Consider the following 22,870-nt stretch of genomic DNA (forward strand, 5'->3'; position numbering starts at 1 on the left):
GTGTCCGTATCACTTTGGCAGAGATGCGCTAAGCTTTTAGAAGAAGAGTATCCGCCGCTGCTATTCAATACATGGCTACGTCCGTTACAAGCTAAATATCAGGACAACCATTTAGTTTTGCTAGCCCCTAACAAATTTATCGTTGAATGGATTAAACAGAATTTTTTTACTCGTATTCGTGAACTGGTTATGCAGTTGGCTGGCGATCAGGTTTCTTCTGTGACTATTGCTATTGGAAGCAGCGAGCCTGTTATTACTCCCGCAACAGCTCCTGCCGCGACAGGGATTGACTCCAATATTACTTCCCCCAACAGCAATGAAGATAATAAGCAGGTGTATATAAAAACTGCTTCTAAAAAAACGGCTGATTATAAGAACAGCTATTTGAATAAAAAGTTTCATTTTGGAAGCTTTGTTGAAGGTAATTCCAACCAATTGGCAAGAGCGGCTTCATTGCAGGTCGCCGAGCGTCCGGGTGACGCTTATAATCCGCTGTTTATCTATGGCGGCGTTGGTTTGGGTAAAACGCATTTAATGCATGCCATTGGTAATATGATTCTAAAAAATAACCCTGAAGCCAAGGTGCTTTATCTGCATTCCGAACGCTTTGTGGCTGATATGGTTAAAGCCTTGCAGACTAATTCCATTAATGAGTTCAAACGATTTTATCGTTCCTTAAATGCATTGCTGATCGATGATATCCAGTTTTTTGCAGGTAAAGACCGTTCCCAGGAAGAGTTTTTTCATACATTCAATGCATTACTGGAAGGGCAGCAGCAAATTATCCTTACCAGTGATCGCTATCCCAAGGAAATCGAGGGCATGGAGGAGCGTTTAAAATCTCGTTTTGGATGGGGATTGACTGTGGCTGTTGAACCTCCGGAACTGGAGACACGGGTCGCTATTTTAATGAGCAAAGCAGAGCAGTCCAGTATTGAGCTTCCCTATGAGGTGGCTTTTTTTATCGCCAAGCGTATCCGCTCTAATGTCAGGGAGTTAGAAGGGGCCTTGCGGCGAGTTATCGCTAATGCCCATTTTACAGGCAAACCGATTACCATTGATTTTGTTCATGAAGCCTTGCGTGATCTGCTAGCCTTGCAGGATAAGCTTGTAACTATCGAGAATATCCAAAAAACAGTCGCTGAGTACTACAAAGTAAAAGTAGCGGATCTGCTTTCCAAGCGTCGAAGCCGCTCTATTGCACGACCTCGGCAAATGGCGATGGCATTAGCGAAAGAATTGACCAATCATAGCTTACCTGAAATTGGGGATCATTTTGGCGGTCGTGATCATACAACCGTACTGCATGCATGCCGAAAAGTGAAAGAACTTTTACAAGATGAAAGCAGTTTTGCAGAAGATTATAAAAACCTTATGCGTATATTGTCTTCTTAAGGAATAAAGGTGCTAAGTTTTAGTGTTGCAAAAACTGATTTATTACCACGTTTATTAGTGGTTTCCGGGGCTGTTGATAAGCGACAAAGCCTTGCTATTTTGTCTAATTTTTTACTAGGCCTTGACAATAATCAGTTGACTCTGACTGCAACTGATCTTGAAATGGAAATTGCCTCTACTCTTGACTGCACTTCAGAAGTTCCTGGCGGCAAGCTGACCGTTCCCGCAAAAAAGTTTATCGATATAATTCGGTCTCTTGACGACGATGCCAGGCCTACTATCAGCCTTCAGACCAATACTCTGTTAATTAAGTCGGGGCGCAGCCAGTTCAAGCTGGCTACTTTGCCTGCCGAGCAATTTCCTGCCTGCAATCAAGAGCAATCAGAATTTCAGTTTTCTATTGCACGCACAGCTTTAATCCATCTGTTCCAATCGACTCATTTTGCAATGTCTCAACAAGATGTGCGGATTTTTCTGAATGGTCTTTTATTCAACGTCGATCCTTCATTAATTACCAGCGTTGCTACCGATGGTCATCGAATGGCTATTTGCAAGTATGAATGTGATACAGGTATTACTGATCAACGTTTTTTACTTCCAAGAAAAGGGATTCAGGAGATGCTGCGCCTGCTGAATTCAATTGAAGACGAGACTGTTACTGTAATGGCGGGCAAGTCACATTTTCGGCTGAACACCTCTGTTTATTCCTTTACTTCAAAATTGATTGAAGCACGTTACCCTCCCTACATGAAAGCGATTCCTGTAGATAATGATAAATTCGTGCTTATAGAAAAAGATCCCTTGAAGCGAGCTTTGTCGCGCATAGTAATTCTTGCACATGAAAAGTCACGTGCGGTTTTGATGCATATTCAACCTGGTGCCGGTATAACCCTGATTGCTAATAATCAGGAACAGGAAGAAGCGCGTGAGCAATTGGAAGCTCAAGTTGATGGCAGTGAATTAAAAATCGGGATTAATGCCAGTTACTTACTGGATGTTTTAAATTTCATTTCAGATAGTCATGTTCGTTTATCTATGTCTAATACTGATAGAAGTATTTTGGTTGAATCACTGACTGACGAATATTATCAATACATTATTATGCCTATGAAGCTATGAAGCTCGCCGAACTATCAATTCATCACTTGCGCAATTTCGATTCCTCACATTTTAACCTTCATCCTCATATCAATATTATTCGCGGTGTGAATGGCAGCGGTAAAACGAGCTTTCTTGAAGCCATTCACTTGTTATCAACCGGTCATTCATTCAGGACACGCGAAACAGCTAGTCTGGTCACCTTGGGTCAGGCGGAAACCGTAATTTTTGCTAAAACTTCAGATGAACAAACAGTTAGTATCAAGAAGGTTGTCCGTGGCACCAGTACTGCCCGAATCAATCACCAGCCCTGTTTTTCTGCCAGTCAATTAGCGAGTTTCCTCGCTAGCCAGATTTTCTATCAATCCATTTTTCAAATTATTGATGCGGGCCCTTCTTATCGTCGTGAGCTGCTTGATTGGGGTGTGTTTCACGTGGAACATACCTATTTTCAAATTTGGAAGGATTATCATCAGGCTTTAAAACAACGTAATGCCTTACTTAAACAGTCAGCCAAGCCAGAATTGCTTTATCCCTGGAATAAGATAATGAGTGATTTAGCCGAATTAATTAATCAGCATCGCCTGCGTTATTTCGATCGACTACGTCTACACTTCAATTCGCGGCTTGAAGAGTTGACTGAAATCAATGCATCTCTATCCTATTACAAAGGTTGGGATAAGAAGGCTGAAGGGCGCTCTTTAGCGTCAATATTGGATGCTAACTATAGCAGTGATCTCTATCGTCAATTTACACAGTATGGAGTTCATAATGCAGACCTTATCATTCATTCTGACGATACCAGTCTCAAAGCCAAAACTTATTTCTCACGCGGCCAGCAGAAGATACTTTTATTGGCACTTAAATTTGCTCAAATTGATTTGTTGGATAAATCCTGCATACTTCTTATGGACGATCTAAGCTCTGAATTGGACCGCTTTCATCTCGATAATATATTGCAATATATTAGTCGCTCCCCAAATCAGTTTTTTATTACAGCTAAGCCCGATGATCTTCCGTCTGAGCAGTGGAAGCAACTAGACAGTAAAGAAATCATTCTAAACTAGGAACCTTGTCTAATGTTTCACGTGAAACATAGACGATAGACTTAAATATCAATAATATCCGGAACATTCAAATCCAGGCATGTAAAGAAGAACGATTTAATGCTATAATTTCATTTTTGCGACAACGGCATGTAGAGGAATCTTTTATGAGTGTTGATGCTAGTTATGACTCATCGAATATTAAAGTTTTGAAGGGATTAGATGCAGTCAGAAAACGTCCAGGTATGTACATCGGTGACACCGATGATGGAACGGGACTGCATCACATGGTTTTCGAGGTGGTTGACAATTCAATTGACGAAGCCTTGGCTGGGCATTGCAAAGAAATCCATGTGCGCATCCATGCAGACGAGTCGATCACTGTAAAAGATGATGGGCGAGGGATTCCCGTGGATATTCACAAAGAGGAAGGACGATCTGCCGCCGAAGTCATTATGACTGTACTTCATGCCGGGGGTAAATTCGATGATAACTCTTACAAGGTGTCAGGCGGTCTTCATGGTGTGGGTGTTTCGGTGGTTAACGCATTATCCGAAGAGCTTCATCTGCTGATACGACGTCATGGCAAAGTACATGAACAGCACTATCGTAATGGCGTTCCTGATGCGCCGCTTACCGCAACGGGTGAAGCGAGTTCAACAGGAACTCAAGTGTGGTTTAAACCGAGTGCAAATACATTTTCCAATATTGAATTCCATTATGATATTTTAGCTAAACGTCTGCGAGAGCTGTCTTTTTTGAACTCTGGCGTTTGTATTCATCTTTTTGATGAACGGACACAAAAACAGGATACATTCCGCTATGAAGGCGGTATAAAAGCCTTCGTTGAACATTTAAATCGCAACAAAACCCCGATTATGCCAATCGTATTTTCTCTGACTGGAGAAAAAGACAATATTCAAATTGAATTGGCCATGCAGTGGAATGATTCATTCCAGGAAACTATTTTTTGCTTTACAAATAATATACCGCAGCGAGATGGTGGTACTCATTTAGCAGGGTTTCGTGCTGCATTAACCAGAACTTTGAATAACTACATAGAAAATGAAGGTTTTGCCAAAAAAGCTAAAATTACCACTACTGGGGATGATGCGCGAGAAGGATTAACTGCAGTATTGTCAGTTAAAGTTCCTGATCCCAAGTTTTCTTCGCAGACGAAGGACAAGCTGGTTTCCTCAGAAGTCAAAGCGGCTGTGGAATCACTGGTTGCCGAAAAGTTGAATGACTTTTTATTAGAGAATCCCGCAATTGCCAAGTCCATTGTGGGCAAAATCATTGATGCTGCCAGAGCAAGAGAAGCTGCGCGACGAGCACGTGAAATGACGCGTCGAAAAGGGGCCTTGGACATTGCCGGGCTTCCTGGAAAACTGGCTGATTGTCAGGAAAAAGATCCAGCACATTCCGAATTATATATCGTTGAGGGAGATTCTGCGGGCGGCTCTGCAAAACAGGGAAGAGATCGAAAATTCCAGGCAATCCTGCCATTGAAAGGAAAGATTCTCAATGTGGAAAAAGCACGTTTTGATAAAATGCTTTCCTCTCAGGAAGTCGCTACTCTGATTACAGCCTTAGGCTGTGGAATTGGCCCGGATGAATATGATCCCGACAAAATACGTTATCACCGTATCATCATCATGACTGATGCCGACGTCGATGGGTCTCATATCCGAACGCTGCTTTTGACATTTTTTTATCGACAAACACCAGAGTTGATTGAAAGAGGCTATATTTATATTGCCCAGCCGCCTCTATACAAGGTTAAACGCGGCAAACAGGAGCAATATGTAAAAGATGATGAAGCGCTTAACGACTATTTAACTCAAAGTGCTCTTGAGGGGGCTTCTTTTTCTCCAGGCACAGATGCGCCAGCGATTACATCCAAAGCATTAGAAGATCTGGTGATGCAATTTAGACGTGTTGAAAAAATTATCAAACGCCATTCAAGACGTTACAGTGCCGACATCCTTAAACGGATTGCCTATTTGCCGACCCTGCACGCTGATGATTTTAACAATCACGAAGTAATCAATAACTGGGCTAATCAGTTGCATCAGAGTTTGCAGCAAATTGGCGCGAAAACTCATCACTATTCTGTCGATGTTATTCATAATACAGAAAGTGATCATCATTTGCCTCGTGTTACTGTTACTCAGCACGGTATGGATTCTCATATTATTCTTAACGCCGAGTTCTTCTTCTCCAAGGATTATCGTGAAATCATTCAGTTAGGGTCTAAACTGGCAAATTTAATTGAAGAAGGTGCTGAGATTAAGCGAGGCGAAAAATCTCTGGCTGTAGAAAGCTTTGAGCAAGCTCTGGCATGGATATTAGAAGAAGCCAAGCGTGGTCAAACTATACAGCGGTATAAAGGCTTGGGCGAAATGAACCCAGAGCAATTGTGGGAAACCACAATGGATCCGGAAGTCCGGCGTATGCTGCAAGTAAGTATCGAAGATGCGGTAGCGGCGGATGAAATATTCACATGTCTGATGGGAGATCAGGTAGAGCCACGACGTGACTTTATTGAATCCAATGCCTTGGAAGCTGAAAATATTGATGTTTGATGAATATGAGTAGGTTGATTTGAACCCTCTCTCTAACTCTCTCCCTAAGGGAGAGAGGACTTTAAGCTCCACTTCCCAAGTTGATTTATCTACACATTTATTTCCAAATCCTGCACATATAAACGTAAATCTACGAGAAATCCCCTCTCCCAAGTTGGGAGAGGGCTAGGGTGAAGGCTGATCTTTACCCTTCCTCTTACCTCTGAGTGATAAATATTTTGAGTGCTACTCTTAAGTTGAATGCTGTATGCCTACAATGAAATTTTAGGTGTTCTTTATAGTTAAATAAAAGTAAATTGAATAATCAATAATAGATAATTTTAGAAAGAAAATATTTCAGTGTGATACAAAAGAAAAAGCCACATCCTTGCGGCGAAGCACATTCCATGTGCTGGTCCCTTCGCTGACCTCCTGTCAGACAATCCTTGTCATCCCTTTAATTTAAGTATACTTAAATTTTGTTTTTACTCCTAAGGTTATATGATGACGCTGCTGTAAGAAATATCTCAAAACAGTGTCAGCAAAGAACCCGATTAATGGCTACTGCCCCAGCTCCAGCAAGATCCTTTTTTCTCTTCTTCGGTATCGCTGTCCGAATAATAGGCACCATTGTCTTCGGCTTTAGACGTTGAGCAACCTCCAAATATACCGCATTTCACTCTTCCAGGATTCACCGATTTGGGGGAGTCGGGTGCTGCAGAGAGTTGTGAAGAAGCATGCGTCTGCTCAGCAGGAATATTATCCTTAACCCAGTCTTGAATATGTACAAATATATTGGAACCTGCTTTTGGGCAAAGAGTATTCAAATGATTACAGGCTGCTGTTCGATTTGCGTGGTCCATATTGGCGATGCGCTTTGCCACCTCTTCAAGATGACTGGTAATAGTGTGCCGCTTACTAATATTGGGGTAATCCGCAAAATGTTTAGTCAGTTTCGCTAAATGCTGAACTAATTCACTGTCATCCTTACAAGTGGCTAAAGAGTCAATGTGGACAGCCGCCTGCAATGCACGCTTAACATGCTGAGTAAAGCAATGTTTTTTAAACTTGAAGTCATCTTGTGACGGGGTATCAGGAAATGCAGTTTTTACATTTTGCATTACAGCCACTAAATCGCAAGCAGGCGTATTTTCAGCCAGAGAGTGAGCCTTTTCCTTTTGATCAGCATCATTTCCCAACAATTCATGGGCAAAATCAGCATTCCCATGAAATGCCTCGGGCTTAAAGTTTTGTTTCCAGGCTTTATGAGCAAGCTGAGGCTTCTCCATAATTATACTGATACGATTATGTACGTGGTGAGCATCCTGCAGTTTTTGTGTAAAGGAACTGGCTGGTGTTCGTAGCAGATGTTGAGTTTGTGGGATTAGGCTGCTCAGCTGCTCTTTCGGGCAGGTGCGAACCACATTGATTGCGATTAAACGGAGTGTTTCAGGTTCCAAACTATCCATTACCTCCTGGGTTTGCGGTTGATCGATGGAACCATCACTAAAAAGTGCAGCGTATGCATTTTGCGATTTATCGGCCAAGCCAGCCAATTGTTCTTTTGAAAACATGTAAAACTCCTTCTATAGTTGGGTACTGCCCCGATTTGTTCGTACTGTCATTCTGACGGGCGAATAAATAGTAACTTAATCAACAACAGATGTAATGAAAAAAATTAAAGTTTTTTTTTGATGGGTCGACACTAATATTGAGTGTTGTTGGCCTCAATAATAATAATAAGGAGAGGGCAATGTCTAAAAATTCCTTACTGCAAGATCCATTTCTAAATGAATTACGCAAAGAAAAAGTGCCGGTGTCAGTGTTTCTGGTTAATGGGATTAAACTGCACGGCCTTGTGGATTCATTCGATCAATATGTTGTGATGTTGAAGAATTCGGTGACGCAAATGGTTTATAAGCATGCCATATCAACCGTTGTTCCTGCCCGGATGATTAAAATTCCTGCTGGTGAGGAAGATGAAAATATGGCAGACTGATAAAATATAAAGACTTTGATTAATGGTAGTACTGAGTGTTTGAACGACCTAAAGCTGGCGAGCGCGCCATTCTCGTGCAATTGGCTCTTCCTGGATTAAATGCAGAAAGAGCGCTACAGGAATTTAAAGAGCTGGCCACTTCAGCGAAAGCTGAGGTGGTTGCAGTTATTACTGGCAGCAGAGCAGTTCCAGAAGCCAAATATTATGTCGGTCTGGGTAAGGCCGAAGAGATTCAGCAACAAGTCGAAGAGCACAAGGCAGAACTGGTGCTGGTTAATCATGAGCTTTCTCCTTCTCAGGAACGAAACCTTGAGCGCTTGCTGCAATGCAGAGTAGTTGATCGCAGTGGTTTGATTCTCGATATTTTCGCCCAGCGTGCTAGAACATTTGAGGGGAAGTTGCAGGTTGAACTAGCCCAATTGCAGCATTTATCGACCCGGCTGGTACGCGGATGGACCCATCTGGAGCGTCAGAAAGGGGGAATTGGTTTAAGAGGCCCAGGGGAAACCCAGCTTGAAACAGACCGACGACTATTGCGCGAACGAATCCGCTATATCAACAAACGTCTCGAAAAAGTAAGGCGAAGCCGCGATCAAAACCGCCGTGCCAGGCAAAAAGCAGAAATGCCCACTGTCTCGCTGGTCGGTTATACCAATGCCGGAAAATCAACATTATTCAATGCCTTAACTGGCGAGCAAATCTATGCAGCCAATCAGCTGTTTGCAACGCTTGATCCAACAATGCGAAAGGTCGATCTGCCTGGCTCAGGCTCCATTATTCTCGCAGACACCGTGGGTTTCATTCGCGATCTGCCGCATCAGCTAGTGGAGGCTTTTCGCGCCACGCTGGAGGAAACACAGGAAGCAGATCTTTTACTGCATGTAGTTGACATCGCTGATCCTATCTGGCGGGAAAATGTCGCGGCTGTAGAACAGGTTTTGGCTGAGATAGAGGTTGATGATATTCCTATAATTCAGGTTTTTAACAAAATTGATCAGCAAGAGGGTTGGACACCCAGAGTCGACCAGCAAGCGGAAGGCAGCAAAGTATGGTTATCCGCTAAAACCGGGATTGGACTTGATGGATTGCGCGAGGCGATCGCAATTCATTTGCATGGCCAGGTCACTGATGAAATGCTTCGTCTTGCACCTGATCAGGCCAAACTTCGAGCCAGTTTATATCAGTTAAATGCGGTTAAATCAGAAAGCATCAATGAGGACGGCAGCTGGGAGCTTAATGTGCGATTGACCAAAGCACAGAGAGCTGCTCTTTTTAATAAGCAATAATTGACTTATGACCTGTGTCTTTGCGAGCGTTAGCGAAGCAATCCAGATCCTAACTTTGCTCAAGGTTCGATCTGGATTGCTTCACTTCGTTCGCAAAGACTGTTCGCGTACTTCTTTCTAAACTAATTTGGGGTACAGATGCTCCCATAAAGGATTCATTTTCTCAATAAGTTTTATCTTTTTTTGTCTTGATCCACCTTTGAGTTGCTTTTCTAGTGATATGGCACTAGTGATATCTTCCGCTAGCTCATAGTACACGAGACTTTTACAACTATATCTTTTTGTGAACCCTTCGACTTCCGCAAACTTATGTTCATAAACTCTTTTTAGCAAATCGCTGGTAACACCAGTGTAAATAGTACCATTACGTTTATTTGCCATGATATATATAGCGGGTTGATATTCACGCATACCTTTGATGTCCTTAAATGCTGGTTGGAAAAACTGTGATGCCTGTATCGCTTCCATATTCTCATGGATACATATCAGATGGTTACTACTCTGTATACTGAAGCAACTAAGCTTTTGTCTTTGCGAACGAATGTGAAGCAATCCAGATCGAACCTTGAACGAAGTTAGGATCGGGATTGCTTCGCTAACGCTCGCAAAGACGATTTTTTGTGCTTATCTTCATTTACGTAACACCCCTCGCAATGACCGCATAAGAAGCTGTTAGCTTTACAGAAACGGCTTAGCCTTTTACAATTCGGGATTATTTTCAGGTAAAGCAGGTTGGAATGCGCGTCCTTCATTTTTACAAGACCTATATTACTGACAGTAAGGGTGGGGTGGAGCAATTTATCTATCAGCTTATTAATAGCGTGAGCTCCCAAGGCGTTTCCAGTGAAGTATTATCATTAAGCAAAGACAAGACGGCGGGCACTACAGAGTTTGCAGGCCATACGGTTCATCGTGCCCCGCTAAATTTTCAATTGGCTTCGACCGGGTTTTCATTTTCAGCTATCCAGCGTTTCCGGCTGTTAGCCAATGCAGCCGATGTTATCCATTATCACTTTCCCTGGCCGTTCATGGATGTGGTGCATTTTGCGTCACGGGTAAAAAAGCCAACAGTGGTCACCTACCATTCAGATATTGTCCGGCAAAAAAATCTGTTAAAACTGTATCAGCCTTTAATGCATGCTTTTTTAGGTCGAGTCGATAGAATAGTGGCCACCTCGCCCAATTATCTGGCAACCAGTGAGGTGCTTAATCGCTATAAAGAAAAAACAAGCATTATCCCTATCGGACTCGATGAGGCGATGTATCCTCTTCCTGCTAAGGAGAAACTGGATGTTTGGCGGCAACGTTTAGGACCGCGTTTTTTTCTGTTTGTAGGAATGCTTCGTTATTATAAAGGGCTTCATAGCTTGCTGACGGCATTGAAAGATTTGGATTATCCGGTCGTCATTGTAGGAAGCGGGCCTGAAGAAGCCGCATTGAAACAGCAGGCAGAATCGCTGGGTTTAAAACAGCTTTATTTTGCAGGTCCCTTGGAAGAAGAAGATAAAATGGCTTTGCTTAAGCTTTCTTACGCTTTCGTATTTCCCTCCCATTTACGCTCAGAAGCCTTTGGAATTTCCCTTCTCGAAGCGGCGATGGCTGGCAAACCATTAATTTCCTGTGAAATTGGTTCAGGAACCAGTTATATTAATCAGCATCAGGAAACTGGCCTGGTTATTCCGCCGGAAAATCCCTTGAAGTTAAAAGAAGCTTTAACGGATTTGTGGAATAACCCGGAAAGAGCGGCTGCCATGGGAGAAAATGCGCGAAGCCGCTATCTTACGCATTTCACAGCAGATAAAATGGCTGCTGATTATGCCAATATCTATCGAGAGCTCATCATTTAACCAAAGGGTTAAGGTTCCATTCTGCCAAGGACTAGGGTAAACTCCGAGAAAATCTTTATATGCAGCGTTTTTACAAAGGCATGCCAACAGACTATTCGCCCCGAAGTTTTCAGGATTTCAGTGAGGATTTAATGCAAATAATACCAACAATTTTATGCGGAGGAGCTGGTTCCCGCTTATGGCCAGTTTCGCGTGAATTACATCCCAAGCCTTTTATTCAACTCAGTGACGGCCAAAGTTTATTACAAAAAGCGTTTATACGCGGCGCTCTGATTCCTGGTGTTAAAGAAATAATGACGGTTACCAATCGTGAGTTATTTTTCAAAATTCAGGATGTTTATCGCGAAGTCAACAGTGAGTCGCTTTATACCTCATTTATCCTTGAGCCTTTTGGTAAAAATACCACTGCAGCGATTGCCTCTTCTGCACTGACGATTGCTAAAAAATACGGGGATGATGCCGTTATGCTGGTTTTGGCAGCAGATCATCTGATTGAGAATCAGGATGCCTTTCAGACAGCAGTTGCCCAGGCAAGCATGCTGGCAGCGGCCGGTCATCTGGTTACGTTTGGTATTGAGCCCAATCATCCGGAAACGGGCTATGGCTACATTGAAGCCAATATTACGGCACCAATTAATCTTAAGACGCAGGAAGGCAAACCAGAGGGCTATTCAGTAAGCCGTTTCGTTGAAAAACCATCAAAAGAAAATGCCCAGGCATTCATCGATTCTGGTAATTATTTGTGGAATTCCGGCATGTTTTGCTTCACAGCTGGCCGGATACTGGAAGCACTGGAACAATTCTGTCCTGAGATATTACAGGCAACGGCCAGCTGCATTTCAGCCTCAAGGCATGATGTCAGTGAGAGCTCAGAGCAAGTTCATCTTGATTCTGCTCTGTTTGCTGAAGTACCGGACAATTCCATAGACTATGCGGTTATGGAGCCAGCATCGCATAATTCAAAAGTCGCAGTAGTCCCTTGCAATATTGGCTGGAGCGATATCGGTTCCTGGCGGGCAATCGGCGATTTATCGACGCCTGATGAAGCAGGAAACCGCGTCGAAGGCCATGCGTTAATTCATGAAAGCAGTAATTGCTACATTCAGAGCAATGATCGTTTAGTGGGGGCTGTGGGTGTAGATGACTTAATTATCATTGATACGCCGGACGCTCTGCTGGTCGCCAATAATCAGCGGGCACAGGATGTAAAGCATGTTTATGCCGAGTTAAAGGCACGAGGTCATGAAACACATAAGCTGCACCGTACAGTTCATCGGCCCTGGGGTACTTACACCGTATTGGAAGAAGGACCCAATTTCAAAATCAAGCGTATTGAAGTTAAACCGGGTGCCAGTTTAAGTTTACAAATGCACCATCATCGCAGCGAGCACTGGATTGTGGTCAGCGGTATGGCAAAAGTCGTTAATGGCGATCAGGAAATGCTGGTGGGAACCAATCAGTCCACCTACATTCCGGCAGGACATCGGCATCGCCTGGAGAATCCTGGCGTGCTCAATCTGGTCATGATCGAGGTACAAAGTGGTGAATATCTGGGAGAAGATGATATTATCCGCTTCGAAGATAATTATGGGCGAGTGTAATGACAGCTCTAACCTGCTTTAAAGCCTATGATATACGCGGACAACTGGGTATCGACCTTGATGAGTCAATTGCTTATCGCATTGGCCGGGCCTTTGCACAGTTTCTGAATGCCAAACGTCTGGTGGTTGGCGGCGATATCCGCCTGTCAACCGAATCTTTAAAGGCGGCACTCATCCGTGGAATTAATGACGCCGGTGCGGATGTTATTGATCTGGGCTTGACCGGCACTGAAGAAGTCTATTTCGCATCATTTCATTGGGATGTCGATGGCGGCATCGAGGTGACGGCCAGCCATAATCCTATGAATTATAATGGCATGAAAATGGTCGGTCCCAGGGCGCTGCCAATCAGCGGCGATAGCGGGCTTAAAGAAATTCAGCGCCTTGCTGAACAGAGTGAGTTTACTACTCCTTCCAGAACAGGAAGCTGCATACAGCAAAGTATATTGCAGGCCTATTGCGACCATTTGCTTGAATATATTGACCTTCAGGCAATAACCCCTTGTCAATTGGTGGTGAATGCCGGAAATGGCGCAGCGGGTCATGTAATAGACGAATTGGAAAAGCGTTTTAAGCAACGCAGTATTCCCATTCAGTTTATCAAGATTAATCATGAGCCCGATGGACATTTTCCTAATGGTATTCCGAATCCCTTGCTGCCGGAAAATCGTTCCTCAACCGCTGATGCGGTAAAGCAACATCAGGCGGCAATGGGTATTGCCTGGGATGGCGATTTTGACCGCTGTTTTCTTTTTGACGAAGAAGGCCAGTTTATTGAGGGGTATTACATTGTGGGTTTATTGGCCGCTGCCTTTCTTAAACAATATCCCGCTGAAAAAATCATTTATGATCCCAGACTCACCTGGAATACCATCGACGTGGTGAGCAACGCCGGTGGTCTGGCGATCCAAAGTAAAACAGGTCACGCATTTATCAAGGAAAGAATGCGGCAGGAGAATGCCATTTACGGCGGCGAGATGAGTGCCCATCATTATTTCCGGGATTTTGCCTATTGCGATAGCGGAATGATCCCCTGGCTGCTAGTTCTTGAGTTATTATCAAGAACAGGTAAAACCCTATCGCAACTGGTCAAGGAAAGAATGTCGCTTTATCCCTGCAGCGGCGAATTAAATTACAAGGTTACCGATGTGAAACCGGTTCTTGAAAGGGTGTTAAATTATTACTTAAATGCAAAGACCGGAGAAGAAACTCCTCATGTCGATAGAACCGATGGCTTAAGTCTTGAGTTCAGTCAGTGGCGTATGAATATTCGTGCCTCCAATACTGAGCCTTTATTACGTCTTAATATCGAATCGCGTGGTTGTCATTCTCTGGTTAACGAACGGGTACGTGAAGTGGAGTCATTAATCCACGCAGACTAGCTCACGTTTTTAATTAGCAACAAATACGAAATGGTGGTTGAGGAAATAGCATGCAAAAGAAAGTCGCATTAATTACTGGTATCACTGGACAAGATGGAGCTTATCTTGCTGAATTACTATTGGCAAAAGGCTATGAAGTTCATGGTATCAAACGTCGATCTTCTTTGTTTAACACAGCGCGTATCGACCATCTGTACCATGATCCTCATTGCAAAGGTTATGATTTAACCTTGCATCATGGTGACTTAACGGACTCCTCAAGCCTTGTCCGTATTGTGCAGCAAGTACAGCCGGATGAAATTTATAACCTGGCAGCGCAAAGCCATGTGGCTGTCTCATTTGAAGAGCCTGAGTACACCGCCAATTCAGATGCTTTAGGCGCATTAAGACTGCTTGAAGCAATACGAATTACCGGCCTTGAGAAAAAAACCCGCTTTTATCAGGCGAGCACCTCTGAGCTGTACGGATTAGTGCAGGAAGTTCCGCAGCGTGAAACCACGCCCTTCTATCCACGAAGCCCTTATGCAGTTGCCAAACTCTATGCTTACTGGATGACTGTAAACTACCGCGAAGCCTATGGGATCTATGCTTGTAACGGGATCCTGTTCAATCACGAATCCCCTATCCGCGGTGAGACTTTTGTTACTCGTAAAATTACCCGCGCTCTGGCAAGAATAAAACTGGGTTTCCAGGATAAGCTCTACCTGGGTAATTTAAACGCCTTGCGTGACTGGGGACATGCCCGTGATTACGTGGAAATGCAGTGGTTGATGCTGCAACAAAATCAAGCGGAAGACTTCGTGATTGCCACTGGAAAGCAGCATTCTGTACGGGAATTCGTTGAAATCGCAGCCAGAAAGATAGAGATTGATATTCAATGGGAAGGTGAGAACGAGCAGGAAAAAGGATACGACGCCAAAACGGGCCGCTGTATCGTTGAGGTGGACCCACGCTATTTCCGGCCCGCTGAAGTAGAGACCCTGCTGGGTGATGCCACTAAGGCAAAAGAGAAGTTAGGTTGGGAACCTAAAACGACATTTGAAGAATTGGTTACCGAGATGATGAGTGAAGACTTGAAAGAAGCGCAACGCGATGATTTGATGCGCCAGCACGGTTTTAAATACACCAATTTCAATGAATAATGCTTAGCAGGTGAACACAGAATGATCCCAGTCTATCAACCGTATTTTAGTGGTCGTGAGAAAGAATATGTTAATCAATGTCTGGATTCCACCTGGATTTCATCCAAGGGCGAATTCATTTCCAGATTTGAGAAGGCTTTTGCAGAATATACCGGCTCGCCCTATGCAACGACTGTTTCCAATGGCACCGTAGCCATTCATCTGGCTTTGGAAGCACTCGGCCTGGGTGAAGGTGACGAAGTGATTGTGCCCACGCTCACTTATGTCGCCTCTGTGAATACCATTATCCAGACTGGCGCCACTCCTGTTTATGTCGATTCATTAGAGCCAAGCCTGCAAATTGATCCAGCGGATGTGATTCGTAAAATTACACCGCGGACCAAAGCCGTGATGGCCGTCCATCTCTATGGTCTGCCCTGCGATATGGATCAACTGACTGCTATCTGCAAAGAGCATCAGCTGTATTTAATTGAGGATTGTGCAGAAGCCTTTGGCACGCACTATAAAGGTCAGCATGTGGGTACCTTTGGCGATGCGGCGACCTTCAGTTTTTTTGGAAACAAGACAATTACCACCGGCGAAGGCGGTATGGTTCTTTGCAAATCAAAAGCCTTGTATGAGCGTGCCTGCCATCTGAAGAATCAGGGCGTTTCTCCAGAACGCGAATATTGGCATAATATTGTGGCCTACAATTACCGAATGACAAATATATGTGCGGCAATCGGTTTGGCGCAATTGGAACAAGCGGATGCAATTCTTGCTAAAAAACGCGAAATTGCTGCCTGGTATAAAGAAGGATTAGCCGATTTGCCTTTATACTCACATGAAGAAATGGAAAATATGCGACATTCTTTCTGGATGTGTTCAATTGTCGTTGATAATGCAAACCAACGCCAGCCTCTTCGTGATTTCATGAAATCCAAAGGCATAGAAACACGGCCATTCTTCCATCCATCGCATCAGCTACCGCACTGTGCTGCAAAAGGAGAGTTTCCGGTCGCTCAATCGCTGTCTGAACGCGGGATAAATTTGCCTAGCTCCCCGATGCTTGAGTATAAGGATGTGGCTTATATCTGTGAAATCATAAGGTCTTTTTTTTTGATATAAGCAGGGACTTGTATAATAACTGGTCATAATGAATTGCTTTATTTATCACCATAACTAGCGTATTATTCTGCACTAGTCATTTACATCAATTTATTGAACTGCTCTGCAGTCAGTTTTGATAAAAACTGGTTAAAAAAGATTGTTTATGAATAATTATTTAAAAGGCATTTGGTCATCCCGGTATTTTTGGTCACATCTTGCTCTTTCTGATTTAAGATCACGGTGGCGTCGCTCATCAATGGGTATTTTGTGGTCAATTATTCAACCGTTGGGGATGACTATACTTTTGTCATTGGTATTCAGCAGACTATTTCATATCGATATTACACGCTATGCGCCATATATCCTGTCTGGCTTGATTGTCTGGGAGTTTATTGGTTCCACCTTAACTGGCGGCTCCCTCGCCTTTGTACAGGCTGATGCCTATATTAAGCAATGCAGGCATCCACTGGCCATATACACCCTGCGCCTGCTTTTATGCAACATCATTGTGTTGGCGCTAGCCAGTACAGTACTCTGGGTTTGGGCTGTTGTAGTGATGCCTGAAAATTTTGGCTTCAGTTGGCTGGCAATTTTCACATTTTTTCCAATACTCGCATTAATTGTCTGGCCATTAGCGAGCCTGCTGGCTTATCTGGGGCCAAGATTCAGAGATATTCCACATGCAATGGGATTAATTTTACAGATGATCTGGTTTATCTCTCCTGTCTATTTTGAAGAAAAAATGTTTCGTAGCGGCGGGCTTGGAGGGCTGGTTGATTACAATCCGGTATACCATCTGCTGCAAATAATCCGTGCTCCTGTGCTGGAAGGCAAGTGGCCAACGCTTACTAACTATCTGGCTTGTCTGTGCGCAGCACTTATTTTCTTTTGCCTAGCGGTGCTGGTCGGTCGAAAATCAGAACGTCGAGTGATATTTTATTTATGAGAAAAAATTATATCAAACTGGAAAATGTGAACCTGGTGTATTCCTCTGTCGCCTATCAGGAGCGTTCGCTCAAGTCCTTACTGAGTAAACTCGGCAGACCAAAACAAAATAAACATTTGATGTCAGATATTCATGCATTGAAAAATGTGAGCCTGACTATCGAGCAGGGTGAGCGTGTTGGCTTACTTGGCCATAATGGTGCTGGCAAGAGCACCTTTTTAAAAACTGTAGCCGGACTTTACCCCATTTCATCTGGAAAGCTGGATGTCTGCGGTCAGATTCGCTCACTTTTCGATTTAAGTTTAGGGTTTGAGCCTGATGCGACAGGCCGCGAAAATATTCTCTATCGTGGTCTGCTGCTAGGCTTGACGCCACGATTCATGAAAGAAAAAGAAGCGGAAATCGTTCAGTTTTCCGGACTGGGCGAGTTTATAGACTATCCTATCAAAACCTATTCAGCAGGGATGCAGGTTCGCCTGGCATTCGCGATTTCGACAACGGTAGGCGGCGATATCTTATTGCTGGATGAGGTCATTGGTGCCGGTGATGCAAATTTTATGCTCAAAGCGAAAGACCGTATACACAGTCTGATTGAAAGGGCAGAAATTCTTGTTTTAGCGTCCCATGATTTTTCCGCTTTAAAAAATCTATGTGAGAGAGGGCTTGTTTTCCATCATGGCGAGCTTGTTTTTGATGGTGAAATAACCAAGGCTATTGCCTTCTACCACCAAATAAATGAGCTTAGCGTTGCCTAAGTATGGATAAATCTAACATCCTGCTTGTGGTCATGGGATATGGCGGACATGCCAGAAGCGTTGCTGATGTGGCGTTTTCTGCTGGTTACAGGCAATTGGTATTTGTTGACTCAAACGCCCGGCCTCAAGAGCAGTTTATCAATTTCCCGGTATTCAATACTTATCCTGATCAAACTCAGGATTGCTGCTTAGCTTCAGGAGATAACAGCCGACGCGAGCAACAAATGAATCAGGCAATTAAAAAACAATGGCAGATTGCTTCGATAATCTCACCAAAAAGTAATCTGTCTCTGGGAGCCTCGATCGGTAGCGGTAGTTTTGTGGGCCATTTGGCAAGCATCGGACCACAGGCCACAATTGGACGAGGATGTATTATTAATACAGGCGCAATCGTCGAGCACGATTGCTCAGTGGGCGATTTTAGTCACATCTCGGTTAATACGGTTTTAGCCGGATATGTGTCAGTGGGTAAATTTGTATTTGTCGGTGCGGGTGCAATTATCCGTGATCGGGTGAGTATCTCCGATAATGTGATTATTGGAGCTGGCAGCACAGTGATCAAAGACATCCACGAACCCGGTGTGTATGCAGGGTCGCCGGCAAAAAAAATACGCTCATCGCAGGAGCTCCCGGGAAGCCAGCTGTCGTAAATTGAATGATTATGAGTGATAGGTAAAATGCAAATAAATTGTGTAACGAGCCAGCATCAACCTGAGAATCACAAACCAGTGAGAGTGATGTGGCTGATTCATGACGCCGACGTCAAAAAGTTTGAGATTGCCATGTTAAAAACACTAGGCATCCATGAAATTTACTTACCTAAAATCTCACCTGTTTCCTGCACGCACATTCCTGATGCTATTGATTATTCTGAAGATGCTGGTTTAAACATACCTGAGGAAAAAATAAGCCTGTTAAATCACACAGACTGGTATTCAACTCCTGATGACGAAGCGATTGCGATTGCAAACGACTATTTTGATATTGCTTTCATTCATTGGGGGGGGGCCGGGATATCCCGATTTGTTAATCAATTCAAAGGGACCCTGATTTTACGCGCCTACGGAATCCCGAATGAACTTGCCTATTCCAGTATTATAAATCTTCATTTGCTGAACAGCTGCAGCAATCCAAGACTGGTAAGGTCTCTCGGCTCCCGATTCTGGTTCGGAGAAGCATTTGAAAATATCAAAGCTAATGAGCCCGAGTATATTAAAAAACGAGCAATCTACCTGCCAGTTGGTTTAACTGAACCTGCGATGGCAGAGTCATGGGAAGGTAGTGACAGGTCGATATTTTTTGTTTGTCCTGATCTGGCTCGTAATAGTTATAATAAGAAAACCCAGGAAAAATTTAGCAAGGATTTTGCTGGTTTCCCTTATGTGATAGCCGGGGAACAGCAATTTATGCCAAAAAATGCAAATAATATTCTAAGATTCCAGCCCAAAGCAGAACACGAGGTAAATTTACGTGAAATGCGGGTCATGTTCTATTATAACGAGGAGCAAAGATACCTTCACAAATATCCTCTGGAAGCAATCCAGTCAGGTATGCCATTGATCTTTATGGCTGGCGGGGTGCTTGACCAGCTCGGAGGTTCTAACCTCCCTGGAAGATGCCTGAACATTAGCGACGCTCAGGAAAAAATAAAACGAATCCTGAATGATGATTGGGACTTTATCAATGAGATTCGCAAAACCCAGCTCAGTATTCTCGAACAGGTTAGTTGGAAACATTGTGAATCCGCCTGGCGCAATTCATTTACCCAGGTTTTAAAAGAGTTAAGTAAGCCGCAACAGCAAAGACCCGCTTTTACACTGGCTCCTCGCAAAAAAATTGCAGTCATACTTCCTATCGGGTACCGAGGCGGAACTCTTAAAGCAGCCAAATTGATTACACAAGCATTATATCAGGGCAGCAGGGAGTGGCAGGAGCCGGCTGAGGTTGTTTTTTTCCATCTTGATGAGCCAGGTATCTATTCTGAAGAAGACTGGGATACATTATTTCCCGGCGTGCAGCGGCGCAGCTATCAGTGGAAAATACTATCGTCCCCTGAAGCCAGACGTGCTATGCGCTATGCCGGTTATGACGACTGGGAACCTACCAGCCGAAGCTATTGTGTGCCGGATGATGGGATCAATGACTCGCTCGACTGTGATCTTTGGATTGTAGTTTCTGACAGAATGAACTTGCCTCTCCTGCCGATACGACCCAATCTGTACATTATTTATGACTGTATTCAGCGCTATATTCCTGCCATCCTGCCTTCTGATGACATTGGTTGCATAGAGGCGGTACGCCAGGCAAATGGGGTGCTGGTAACCACTCAATTTACGAAAGAGGATGCCCACCAGTATTTTGGAATAGAGCCTGAAAAAGTGAAACAGGTTCCTATGCTGATGGACCTATTCAAGAAAGAGGAATCCTGGCCTATCCCGGAAGAACCTTATTTTCTGTGGACAACCAATAAGGCGCTTCACAAGAACCTTGAGAATGCGCTCACAGCATTATATATCTATTACACCCGCCTGGATGGAAAATTTGCCTGTCATGTAACCGGGGTAAACGCCCAGGATATTTTAGAAACAGTTTCTACTCAAACTCGTCAAAATATTTCAGCGCTTACAAATTTACAGGAAAAAATTATATTCTGGGGTGAGTTATCTGAACTTGAGTATCAGAAAAAATTGGCAGGCGCTAAATTCCTTTGGCATCCATGCAGGATTGACAATGGAACAGGAAGTGTTGTGGAAGCCGCCAGTTTAAACGTTCCCTCGCTAAGCAGTGATTATCCGGCAATGCGTGAAATGAATGAGACTTTCGGTTTAAATTTGACCTGGATGAATCCTGATAATCCTGGATTAATGGCTGCCCGGTTGAAGGAAATGGAGAACAATTATCAGCCAATGAAGAAATTGTTGCCAGCAGACGCGAAATTAGCTGAGCGGCAGGTTGAGAAACTAGCTAATGAGTATTGGAGGGTGGTACGCGAATGTCTGTAAAATATTATGGAATATATTTAGCTTATCCTCCCACTGTTAATCTAAAGCACGAGGGTCTGGGCCGTTATCTGGCATCTTTTTTAAAGGGTGCAGCCGATCGTCAGGACGTCTGTTTTATCCTCGCCTGCCCGAGCTGGTCGCGGCAGTCGCTTATAGAATTGTTTAAAAGTGAAAATGTACCAGAAAACAATTTTAAAATTATATCGCCCGCTTCAATACCCTACATTTTACGCTGTTATGAGTTTTATTCCTCTTTAAGAAAAAGAAAGCAGAAAAAGGGGCGGCTGAGCCGTTTTTTTAAAAATGAAATCAAGCCCAGGTTCCTAAAGATTGTTCGCCGCAGTACAAAAAAATTAGTTCAGGCACGTACCTTTTCCTCTTTGCTGCAATTGCTTTTCGATCCAGGTGTTTTAGTGTTGATCCTTTTAGGATTGTGCTTTCCTGTGTTGGTGGCCATCGCCTTTGTATGTGCTCTGGGTGTGTACCTCTACAAGACATTTGATGGTAAGAAATTTAAGAAGCTCGCTCTGTTCAAATCGTTTGAAAGACGTACAGAGCAGGCGGTTTCAAGGCTGGATACTCCAAAAGATAGCCGGGTGCTTGTAAGACTTTTCAAATTAATGGAGGAAATTGAAATACAGCAGCTGCATCAGTTAATTGACCAGCAACCCCAGGTTCGTGCATGGTATGCGCCCACCGCATTCTGGCCCTCTTTCAATCGAATACAGGGTCCAAAGCTGATGTGTGTTCCAGATGTTGTATTATCAGAGTTTCCTATTGGGTTTTGTGATATTGGCGGCAATCGGTTCCTGGACAATTTTAAAGCGTTGGAATCTGCTATTTACGCTGGAAAATATTTCGCTGTATATAGTGAGACTATCAAGTGGAAGGTTTTGGTTGATCGCTATGGAATCGACCCAGATAATATTGCCGTTATTGAGCATGCACCCTCCACACTGGAATCCTTCGTGTTACCCATGCATGAGCAGGGAAAAAGAGCAGATAGTTTATCCAGGGCCTATTGTCATAATTTAATAGGGCAAGCATTATCGCGAAGTAAAAACAGCTACATTAGAAATTTCAGGAATGTCGAGTTCAAGTTTTTGTTTTACGCCAGCCAATTCAGACCGAATAAAAATATAATTACCCTGCTAAGGGCTTATGTGCATCTTCTCAGGAAGAATCTAAGGCCTCATAAGCTGATTCTCACCGGTGATACTAAAGCGTTCAAAGGCGTACAGGAGTTTATTATTAAACACTCCCTGCAAAAAGAAGTGTTTTGCCTTCATGGCTTATCTGTAGAGGAGTTGGCTGCTTTTTACAAATCTGCTGATTTGATTGTCAATCCAAGCTTGAGCGAGGGGGGGTGTCCATTTACATTTACAGAAGCCTTATCGGTAGGAACGCCTGTCGTGATGTCAAGAATTTCAGTTGCTGAGGAAGTGTTAACTGATCCCCTATTACAAAAGTTCAGTTTTTTTGATCCCTATAGCTGGGAAGATATGGCCAATAAAATGGAATGGGCAATACAACACCGTCAACAACTACTCGAAATCCAGTCAAAAACCTTTGAGCAATTACGACACCGGAACTGGACTCATGTGGTTAATGAACATATTAAAGTTTTGGAGCACATTTCTTCTGGACAGCAATTACCTAAGTCATCAACAGAGCAGGAATCTGCTCTGACAGAAATTTTGGTGGAATTAGTGGACTGA

Annotated in this window: 18 protein-coding genes; 16 read left to right on the forward strand and 2 right to left on the reverse strand. The window is 43.6% G+C overall.

Annotated features, from left to right (window positions below; translation table 11 throughout):
* The 4 genes from dnaA (at position 1) to gyrB (ending at position 6,124) form a co-directional block, all read left to right on the forward strand.
* Positions 1-1,395, forward strand: a complete 1,395-nt coding sequence (gene dnaA / locus DYH61_RS00005; RefSeq protein WP_058506921.1) for a chromosomal replication initiator protein DnaA — start codon at positions 1-3, stop codon at positions 1,393-1,395.
* Positions 1,396-1,404: 9 nt separating this feature from the next.
* A complete protein-coding gene (gene dnaN / locus DYH61_RS00010; protein WP_058506920.1) occupies positions 1,405-2,514 on the forward strand; it encodes a DNA polymerase III subunit beta in 1,110 nt (369 codons plus the stop codon).
* A complete protein-coding gene (recF, locus tag DYH61_RS00015) occupies positions 2,511-3,560 on the forward strand; it encodes a DNA replication/repair protein RecF (RefSeq protein WP_058506919.1) in 1,050 nt (349 codons plus the stop codon). The genes dnaN and recF overlap by 4 nt, the downstream gene beginning before the upstream one ends.
* A 146-nt stretch (positions 3,561-3,706) precedes the next feature.
* Positions 3,707-6,124 (forward strand): DNA topoisomerase (ATP-hydrolyzing) subunit B, encoded by a 2,418-nt coding sequence (gene gyrB / locus DYH61_RS00020; RefSeq protein ID WP_058506918.1) that lies wholly within the window; start codon positions 3,707-3,709, stop codon positions 6,122-6,124.
* A 533-nt stretch (positions 6,125-6,657) separates the two neighbouring features.
* Here gyrB and DYH61_RS00025 read toward each other — a convergent pair.
* Positions 6,658-7,677 (reverse strand): hypothetical protein, encoded by a 1,020-nt coding sequence (locus DYH61_RS00025; RefSeq protein WP_058506917.1) that lies wholly within the window; start codon positions 7,675-7,677, stop codon positions 6,658-6,660.
* 179 nt (positions 7,678-7,856) lie between these two features.
* Here DYH61_RS00025 and hfq point away from each other — a divergent pair, with 179 nt between their 5' ends.
* Complete coding sequence (gene hfq, locus DYH61_RS00030) at positions 7,857-8,102, forward strand: RNA chaperone Hfq (RefSeq protein WP_058506916.1); 246 nt, start codon at positions 7,857-7,859, stop codon at positions 8,100-8,102.
* Positions 8,103-8,137: 35 nt separating this feature from the next.
* Positions 8,138-9,388 (forward strand): ribosome rescue GTPase HflX, encoded by a 1,251-nt coding sequence (gene hflX, locus DYH61_RS00035; RefSeq protein ID WP_058506915.1) that lies wholly within the window; start codon positions 8,138-8,140, stop codon positions 9,386-9,388.
* A 117-nt stretch (positions 9,389-9,505) separates the two neighbouring features.
* On the opposite strand, the gene DYH61_RS00040 is transcribed toward hflX, so the two are convergent.
* Entirely contained in the window at positions 9,506-9,799 is a 294-nt protein-coding gene (locus DYH61_RS00040) for a GIY-YIG nuclease family protein (RefSeq protein WP_058507306.1), read from the reverse strand.
* Between the two features lie 326 nt (positions 9,800-10,125).
* Between DYH61_RS00040 and DYH61_RS00045 the strand changes: the two genes are divergently transcribed.
* The 10 genes from DYH61_RS00045 to DYH61_RS00090 all read left to right on the forward strand — a co-directional run bounded on the left by DYH61_RS00045 (position 10,126) and on the right by DYH61_RS00090 (position 22,870).
* Positions 10,126-11,235 carry a glycosyltransferase family 4 protein gene (locus DYH61_RS00045; RefSeq protein WP_058506914.1) on the forward strand — a complete coding sequence of 370 codons (1,110 nt, stop codon included), beginning with the start codon at positions 10,126-10,128 and terminating at the stop codon, positions 11,233-11,235.
* Positions 11,236-11,294: 59 nt separating this feature from the next.
* Entirely contained in the window at positions 11,295-12,836 is a 1,542-nt protein-coding gene (locus DYH61_RS00050; protein ID WP_237758785.1) for a mannose-1-phosphate guanylyltransferase/mannose-6-phosphate isomerase, read from the forward strand.
* Positions 12,836-14,218, forward strand: a complete 1,383-nt coding sequence (locus DYH61_RS00055; protein WP_058506913.1) for a phosphohexomutase domain-containing protein — start codon at positions 12,836-12,838, stop codon at positions 14,216-14,218. Before DYH61_RS00050 ends, DYH61_RS00055 begins: the two co-directional genes overlap by 1 nt.
* 50 nt (positions 14,219-14,268) lie before the next feature.
* Complete coding sequence (gmd, locus tag DYH61_RS00060) at positions 14,269-15,360, forward strand: GDP-mannose 4,6-dehydratase (RefSeq protein ID WP_058506912.1); 1,092 nt, start codon at positions 14,269-14,271, stop codon at positions 15,358-15,360.
* Between the two features lie 21 nt (positions 15,361-15,381).
* On the forward strand, positions 15,382-16,467 hold the full coding sequence (locus DYH61_RS00065; RefSeq protein WP_058506911.1) for a DegT/DnrJ/EryC1/StrS family aminotransferase: 1,086 nt from the start codon (positions 15,382-15,384) through the stop codon (positions 16,465-16,467).
* A gap of 145 nt (positions 16,468-16,612) precedes the next feature.
* Positions 16,613-17,395 carry an ABC transporter permease gene (locus DYH61_RS00070; protein WP_058506910.1) on the forward strand — a complete coding sequence of 261 codons (783 nt, stop codon included), beginning with the start codon at positions 16,613-16,615 and terminating at the stop codon, positions 17,393-17,395.
* On the forward strand, positions 17,392-18,150 hold the full coding sequence (locus DYH61_RS00075; protein WP_058506909.1) for an ABC transporter ATP-binding protein: 759 nt from the start codon (positions 17,392-17,394) through the stop codon (positions 18,148-18,150). Before DYH61_RS00070 ends, DYH61_RS00075 begins: the two co-directional genes overlap by 4 nt.
* 2 nt (positions 18,151-18,152) lie before the next feature.
* Complete coding sequence (locus DYH61_RS00080; protein ID WP_058506908.1) at positions 18,153-18,800, forward strand: acetyltransferase; 648 nt, start codon at positions 18,153-18,155, stop codon at positions 18,798-18,800.
* Positions 18,801-18,827: 27 nt separating this feature from the next.
* Entirely contained in the window at positions 18,828-21,152 is a 2,325-nt protein-coding gene (locus DYH61_RS00085) for a glycosyltransferase (protein ID WP_065236121.1), read from the forward strand.
* Positions 21,143-22,870 (forward strand): glycosyltransferase, encoded by a 1,728-nt coding sequence (locus DYH61_RS00090; RefSeq protein ID WP_058506906.1) that lies wholly within the window; start codon positions 21,143-21,145, stop codon positions 22,868-22,870. Before DYH61_RS00085 ends, DYH61_RS00090 begins: the two co-directional genes overlap by 10 nt.

It is taken from the genome of Legionella quinlivanii (assembly GCF_900461555.1).
Taxonomy (GTDB): domain Bacteria; phylum Pseudomonadota; class Gammaproteobacteria; order Legionellales; family Legionellaceae; genus Legionella_C; species Legionella_C quinlivanii.